6 protein-coding genes are annotated in these 6,892 nt (G+C 69.2%); 1 reads left to right on the forward strand and 5 read right to left on the reverse strand.

The genetic code is table 11. The annotated features are described in order from the left end of the window. Positions 1 to 81: 81 nt before the first annotated feature. Complete coding sequence (locus tag DN412_RS36035) at positions 82 to 1,332, forward strand: phenylacetate--CoA ligase family protein (protein ID WP_115215921.1); 1,251 nt, start codon at positions 82 to 84, stop codon at positions 1,330 to 1,332. Positions 1,333 to 1,380: 48 nt separating this feature from the next. On the opposite strand, the gene DN412_RS36040 is transcribed toward DN412_RS36035, so the two are convergent. From DN412_RS36040 to DN412_RS36060, 5 genes are all read right to left on the reverse strand, one after another. After that, positions 1,381 to 1,824 (reverse strand): YbaN family protein, encoded by a 444-nt coding sequence (locus DN412_RS36040; protein ID WP_167471174.1) that lies wholly within the window; start codon positions 1,822 to 1,824, stop codon positions 1,381 to 1,383. Between the two features lie 44 nt (positions 1,825 to 1,868). After that, entirely contained in the window at positions 1,869 to 2,846 is a 978-nt protein-coding gene (locus tag DN412_RS36045; protein WP_115215922.1) for an NAD(P)H-dependent flavin oxidoreductase, read from the reverse strand. Between the two features lie 127 nt (positions 2,847 to 2,973). After that, positions 2,974 to 4,410, reverse strand: a complete 1,437-nt coding sequence (gene creC, locus DN412_RS36050) for a two-component system sensor histidine kinase CreC (RefSeq protein WP_115215923.1) — start codon at positions 4,408 to 4,410, stop codon at positions 2,974 to 2,976. 9 nt (positions 4,411 to 4,419) lie between these two features. Continuing rightward, positions 4,420 to 5,118: a two-component system response regulator CreB gene (creB, locus tag DN412_RS36055; RefSeq protein WP_279635290.1), complete on the reverse strand. Its 699-nt coding sequence runs from the start codon at positions 5,116 to 5,118 to the stop codon at positions 4,420 to 4,422. A gap of 9 nt (positions 5,119 to 5,127) precedes the next feature. Then, positions 5,128 to 6,255, reverse strand: a complete 1,128-nt coding sequence (locus tag DN412_RS36060; RefSeq protein ID WP_115215924.1) for an NAD(P)/FAD-dependent oxidoreductase — start codon at positions 6,253 to 6,255, stop codon at positions 5,128 to 5,130. Between the last annotated feature and the right edge of the window lie 637 nt (positions 6,256 to 6,892).

Genomic DNA, 6,892 nt, shown 5'->3' on the forward strand with positions numbered 1-6,892 from the left:
CGCCCGATTCCGTCCGGCATCGCCACCACGCGCCCCGCCGCGCGGCGGCATGCCGCATCCCATTCCCTGACGCACAGCACCATGCCAGAACACTTCGATTCGCTCGAAACCCGCGCGCCGGAAGTCCGCGAGCAGGCGCTCCTTGCCGCCCTGGCACGCCAGGTGGCCCATGCGCGCGACCACGCGCCTTACTTTGCCGAGCTTCTGAGCGGCGTCGAGCCGCGCCTGCTGACCTCGCGCGCAGCGCTGGCGGCGTTGCCGGTCACGCGCAAGTCGGACCTGACCGCGCGCCAGCGTGCGCTGCCGCCGCTGGGCGGGCTCAACGCGACGCCGCTGGGCAAGCTGCGCCATGTGTTCCAGTCGCCGGGCCCGATCCACGAAGTCGACGGCCACGATGCCGACTGGTGGCGTGTGGCGCGTGCCATGCATGCGGCGGGCTTTCGCGCCGGCGAGCTGGTCTACAACACCTTCTCCTACCACTTCACCCCGGCCGGCATGATGATGGAAACCGGCGCCCACCGGCTGGGCTGCTGCGTGTTCCCGGCCGGCGTCGGCCAGACCGATTCGCAGGTGCAGGCGCTGGCCAGCCTGCAGCCATCGGCCTACGCGGGCACGCCGTCGTTCCTGAAGCTGCTGCTGGAGCGTGGCGACGAGCTGGGCACCCCCTGCACCAGCCTGGCCAAGGCGCTGGTCTCCGGCGAGGCGCTGCCGCCGTCGCTGCGCGCGTGGTTCCAGGCGCGCGGTGTGCGGGTGCAGCAGATGTATGGCACCGCTGATGTCGGCCTGATCGCCTACGAGACCGAGGGCGGCGACGGCTGGGTGGTGGACGAGGGCGTGCTGGTCGAGATCGTCGAGCCCGGCGGCTCGCGCCCCATGCCCGAAGGCGAGACCGGCGAGGTCGTGGTGACGGTGCTGGGCAACGGCGACTACCCGCTGATCCGCTTCGGCACCGGCGACCTGTCGGCCATCGTGGCGGAGTCATCGCAACGGCCCAGCCCGTGCGGGCGCACCAATATCCGGCTCAAGGGCTGGCTGGGACGCGCCGACCAGGCCACCAAGGTCAAGGGCATGTTCGTGCATCCGGGGCAGGTGGCGGACGTGCTGCGGCGCCATCCGGAGATCCGCGCCGCGCGGCTGGTGGTGACCGGCGAACCGGGCGCCGACGTGATGACGCTGCATTGCGATGCCACGCGCGAGGATGAGGCGCTGCAGCGCGCGGTGGCGGAGTCGCTGCGCGAGGTGATGCGGCTGCGCGGTGAAGTGGCCTTCGTCGCGGCGGGGTCGTTGCCGCAGGATGGGAAGCTGATCGAGGACGCGCGCAGCTACGATTGACGACAAGTAAAAGGCCCCGCACGGGCGGGGCCTTTGAGGCGCTTCAGATCAGGACTTGCCCCCCTCAGCCGGCCGCGTCGGCAACCGAACCATCCAAACACTCACCCCCACCGCGCACGCCAGCAATGCCGCCGACGCCAGCGGCCGCCCGCGCAGCATCCATGCGGTGGTGCCCATCGACACCCACATCATCGACAACGCCAGGCACTTCGCCTTGAACGGAATGCTGCGATGGCGCTGCCAGTCGCTGACCAGCGGCCCGAAGCGCGGATGCCCCAGCAGCCATTCGTGGAATCGTTGTGAGCCCCGCGCAAAGCACGCCGCGGCCAGCAGCACAAACGGTGTGGTCGGCAGCACCGGCAGGAAGATACCGATCACCCCCAGCAGCAGGCTGATCCCGCCCAGCGCCACCCACAGGGCGCGCAGCGCCTGCTGCCGGCGGCTCAGCGTGGCGTTTGGATCGGGCGGGGTGGCGGGGCTCGGACCAGGCAAGGGATGAATGAAGGGCCGCTACAGCGGCCCGGTGACGGTCAGGGTTAGCGCGCGATACCCAGCCGCGCCTTGGCGGCATCGTACTCCGCCTTCATGCGCGCGACGATCTCGCCGGCAGTGGGGATGTCGTGGATCTGGCCCACGCCCTGGCCGGCGCCCCAGATGTCCTTCCATGCCTTGGCCTTGGAGGCGCCGCTGGAAAAGTCCATCTTGCTCTTGTCCGCCACCGGCAGGTTGTCCGGATCCAGGCCCGCATTGCTGATGCTTTCGCGGATGTAGTTGCCGTGCACGCCGGTGAACAGATTGGTGTAGACGATATCGGCGGCGGCCGAGCTGGTGATCGACTGCTTGTACGTTTCTGCAGCATGCGCCTCCTGCGAGGCGATAAAGCGCGTGCCCACGTAGGCAAAGTCCGCGCCCATGGCCTGCGCGGCCAGCACCGCCTCGCCGGTGGCGATCGAGCCCGACAGCGCGATCGGGCCGTCGAAGATCTTGCGCACCTCGCCCACCAGCGCGAACGGCGACAGCATGCCGGCATGGCCGCCGGCGCCGGCCGCGACCAGGATCAGGCCGTCGACGCCGGCCTCGATCGCCTTTTCGGCATGGCGCATGCTGATTACGTCGTGCAGCACGATGCCGCCGTAGCTGTGCACCGCGTCGATCATTTCCTTGACCGGGGCGCGCAGTGAGGTGATGAAGATCGGGACCTTATGGTCCACGCACACCTTCACGTCATGCTCGAGCCGCGCGTTGGAGGTATGCACGATCTGGTTGACCGCGACCGGGCCGACTTGCGCGCCCGGGTTGGCGGCCTTGAAGGCGGCGAGCTCGGACTCGATCTGGGTGAGCCACTCATCGAGCAGCTCCGCCGGGCGCGCATTGAGCGCCGGGAACGAGCCGACGATGCCGGCCTTGCACTGCGCCAGCACCAGCTCGGGGTAGCTGACGATGAACATGGGCGAGGCGATGATGGGCAGGGCCAGGTTCTGCAGGGCCTGGGGCAGTTGCTTGGCGGCGGGCATGGTGTCTCCTGAACTACTGGATGGGTACCTCGAGGGTACCCTAAGTGAACGGTCGTTCGATTATAGGGAGTTTCGGCGCGGTCACGTTAGAAGCCCCAGTCTATGCCGGTCCGGTCACCTCGTGGAACTACCCGGCCGGAAGGGTCAGTTCCGCCAGCGCGCCGCCGCCGGGGCGGTTGGCCAGCGTCACATCGCCATCATGCAACGTTGCCACCTCGCGCGCAAAGCACAGGCCCAGGCCGGTGCTCTTGTCCGCACCGTGCGGGCGCGGCAGCGAATAGAAGCGCTCGAACACGCGCGGCAGGGCGTAGTCGGGGATGCCCGGGCCCCGGTCGGCCACGGCGATGGCCAGCGCGCCGCCGCGGCGCTCCAGCCGCACCGTGACCGCGGTGCCCGCCGGGGCGAAGTCGATGGCGTTCTCCAGCAGGTTGGCGATGGCCTGGCGCAGCAGGAACGGATCGCCGGCAACGACGTCCGGGTTGGCGTCGGCGGCGAACTGCAGGGTGACGCCGCGCTGGCGCGCGCGCGGCTCCAGCTCGCCGCACAGCTGCGCCAGCAACGGCGCCAGCGGCACCGGCTCGCGCACTTCCAGGCGCTGGCGCTGCTCCACGTCGGCCAGCGCCAGCAGCTTGCGGATCATGGTTTCCAGCCGCCCGGACTGGGCGCGGATATTGGCGACGAAGCGCTGGCGGTCGGCTGCCGGCATCTCTTCCTGGAGCAACTCGGCAGCGCCGCCGATCGCGGCCAGCGGGCTCTTCATCTCATGGGTCAGCGTGTGGATGTAGTGCTCGACATACTGCTTGTCTTCCAGCCGCTCGCGCATGCCCTGCACCGCGCGGCCCAGCTCGGCCAGCTCGCTGGCGCCGCGCAGCGGCATCGCGGCGCGCTCGCCGGCCGCCACCGCGCGCGCATAGCCGCGCAGCCGGCCCAGCCCATGCACCAGCCACAGCGTGCAGGCCAGCCCGATCACGCACGCGGCGCCGATCAGCAGGCCGCCGTAGAGCAGGATTTTGCGCTGGCTGCGCTCGATAAAGGGCGCCATCGCCGCATTGGGCTTGGCCACGGTCAGCGCGCCGATGATGCGCCCGCCGTCCCTGTCGCGTATTGGCGCGGCCACGTGCATCACGGTGCTGGCCTCGTCGCCGGGGTCGGTGCGCGTGCTGCGCGCGCCGTACTTGCCGCGCAGCGTCAGGTAGACATCGTTCCAGCGCGAATAGTCGCGGCCCACGTCGGTGCCGGTGGAATCGAAGCGCACGATGCCGCTGGCATCGGTCACGTAGACGCGGTAGCCGATGCTGTCCTTGTGCAGGCCGGACACATCGGCATTCACCGGGACGTCGCGCAGCGTTGCCATATGCCGGGCGAAATCGCCATCGGCAATGCGGCCGGCCTTCATGTCGTCGGCGGCCAGCGCCGCCAGCACGTGCGCGGTATCGATCAGCGTGTCTTCCATGGCCTGGCGCACGCCCGGCTTGACCTCCTGCACGAACACGCGCAGCGTCAGGACCGTGGCCAGGCCCACGATCAGGAAGAAGCCGAAGAAGATGCGCAGGCCGATATGCATGGCGCGCGCTCAGGGTTCCAGCGAATAGCCCATGCCGCGATGGGTGCGGATGCACTCGGCGCCTTCGGGGGACGTGTCACGCAGCTTGGCGCGCAGGGTCTTGATATGGGTGTCGACGGTACGGTCGCTGGTGTCGAGCGCGTCCGCCCAGACGCACTCCATCAGCTGCGCGCGCGAGTAGACGCGGCCTGGATGCGTTACCAGCCAGGCCAGCAGCAGGTATTCGTAGCGGGTCAGCTCCAGCCAGCGGCCGCGGTAGGCCAGGCGCGCGCCGTCCTTGTCGTGGATAAAGCCGGCAACCTCGTCGCCCTTCGCCACCGCTGCGCCACCCCCGCGCGCCCGGCGTAGGATGGCACGCACGCGCGCGGCCAGCTCGCGCGGCGAAAAGGGCTTGACCACGTAGTCGTCGGCGCCGATCTCCAGCCCGACGATGCGGTCGATCTCTTCATGGCGCGCGGTCAGGAAGATCACCGGCGCATTGCTGAAGGTGCGCAGCGTGCGGCAGACCTCGAAGCCGCTCTGATCCGGCAGGCCCACGTCCAGGATCACGAGGTCGGCCGGGGCGGAGCGCATGCGCTCGAGCGCGGCGCTGCCGAGCGTGCAGTGCTCGGCCAGCATGCCGTCGGTGCGCAAGGCATAGAGGATGGTGTCGGCGATGGCCTGCTCGTCTTCCACCACCAGGATCCGCGGTTGTTCCATGCCCGGCATTCTAGCCGGTCAGACGTTGGTCGCCGTGCGGGCCGGCGGCGCAGGGTCTTCGCCGCGGCGCTTGTGGAAATAGATCTGTTCCGCTGCCCAGCGCAGCGGCGGCGAATACAGCATCAGGTCAAAGGGCCAGTCGCACTTGAAGCGGTCGAACATCCAGCGCAGCGCGCGCTTGGCGCGAAAACGCGGCGCGCTGGCGGTGGCGACGGCCTCCGGCGCCGGGCCGCCGCGTAGCAGGTGCGCGGCCACGGCCTGGCCGACCGACTCGCCATGGGCAAAGGCATAGTGGATGCCGCCGGCGGTGACCGGCGACACGATGCCGGCGGCGTCCCCCGTCAGGATCACACCGTCGCGCGCCAGCGGGAAGACCGGACCGCCGCACGGGATCAGTCCCGCGCGCGTCGCCGCCGGCTGCACCAGCTGCGGCAGGCCGGCGCGCTCGCGCACATGTGCCAGCAGCCCGTCGAGGTCCGGCGCCCGGCCGTGACGCGGCAGGTAGCGCAGCGCCAGTCCGGCCTGCACCCCGGTGGGGTTCTGCGCGATCCAGCCGATATAGCCGGGCGCGAAGCGCCGGGTGATGAAGCAATGCAGCGCGCCCGGCTCGGGCAGCGCCAGCCCCGGGAACTCGTATTCCACGCCATACAGGAAGCTGTGCACGCGACCAAGGCCGGCACACTGCGCCACGCGCGACTTCGCACCATCCGCGCCGACCAGGTAGCGCGTATTGCCCACGCCTGTCACATGCCAGCCGCCGTTGCGCGGCACCGCGCTCACGAACGCCTGGCCCAGGCGCAGTTCGACCCGATGGCGCACCAGTTCGGAGGCCAGCCAGCGCATCAGTCGTGGGGTATCGGTGGTGTGGAAGTAATAGCCGGGCGCGCTCAGGTCGATGCTGCGCAGCTGCGGCGAGTACAGCCGCACCTGCTCCACGCGGTGCACGCAATCGGCCGGCGCGCGGCCCAGCCAGGTCTGCTCGATGGCTTCCTTGACCAGGATGCCGGTGGTGTGGAGTTTGTCGCCCGGATCGGTCTTGCGTTCCAGCACCAGCACGCGCAGGCCGGCGCGCGCCGCGGCCAGGGCGCAGGCGGCGCCGGCAAAGCTGGCGCCGGCGATGACAATGTCGTAGTCGAAGGAGGGCATGGCGGTTCCTGGAGATGGAAGGGGTCCAGTCTGGCCAGTGGGGGTGAGGGGAGTGTGTGGGGAGTGTGAAGGGGAGGGGTTCCTGCTTGTTGGCTTGGTTATGTAGGTCGGGTTCGATGTTGTCGTAGGTTTGACGGCCTGGTTCCGCCCTGCTGGGCGGGTCACTTTTTGTCCGAGCCGGAGCGACAAAAGTAACCAAAAAACGCGTCACCTCAGGCGGCTGGCCACCAATTTGGCGGCGGGGGTGATTCGGGCGGTGGTGATTTCCGTTCGATGTGGTGGGTGGTTCGAGCCTGCTACGCACCCTGTCCGGTGCCTACGTCCACGGACTATTGGACGAACCCGACTTTAGGCTATTGGCAGCCTGCTAAGCACGTTATCGGTGGGACGCCTTCGGCTGCGCTGCGCGCACTCAGTATCGCAGGTCGGGTGCCCGGGCACGGAGTGCGTCGCTGCGCTCGCATTGGGCTGTCGGGATGCTGGGCCCAAAAAAAGAGCGCAATCAGAACGTGGGCGTCCGCCTGCCACGTTAGGGCCGGCGCGAAGCGCAGCCGAAGGCGTCCCACCGACGCGGTACTTAGCAGGCTGCCAACAGCCTAAAGTCGGGTTCGTCCAATAGTCCGTTGATGTGGGCACA

The sequence above is a fragment of the Cupriavidus lacunae genome, from assembly GCF_003353055.1.
GTDB lineage: Bacteria > Pseudomonadota > Gammaproteobacteria > Burkholderiales > Burkholderiaceae > Cupriavidus > Cupriavidus lacunae.

What these genes read in the sequence shown, in the direction of transcription:
- DN412_RS36035 (WP_115215921.1), top strand. Translation starts at nt 82, where the DNA reads ATGCCAGAACACTTCGATTCGCTCGAAACCCGCGCGCCGGAAGTCCGC.
- DN412_RS36045 (WP_115215922.1), bottom strand. Translation starts at nt 2,846, where the DNA reads ATGCCCGCCGCCAAGCAACTGCCCCAGGCCCTGCAGAACCTGGCCCTG.
- creC (WP_115215923.1), bottom strand. Translation starts at nt 4,410, where the DNA reads ATGCATATCGGCCTGCGCATCTTCTTCGGCTTCTTCCTGATCGTGGGC.
- creB (WP_279635290.1), bottom strand. Translation starts at nt 5,118, where the DNA reads ATGCCGGGCATGGAACAACCGCGGATCCTGGTGGTGGAAGACGAGCAG.
- DN412_RS36060 (WP_115215924.1), bottom strand. Translation starts at nt 6,255, where the DNA reads ATGCCCTCCTTCGACTACGACATTGTCATCGCCGGCGCCAGCTTTGCC.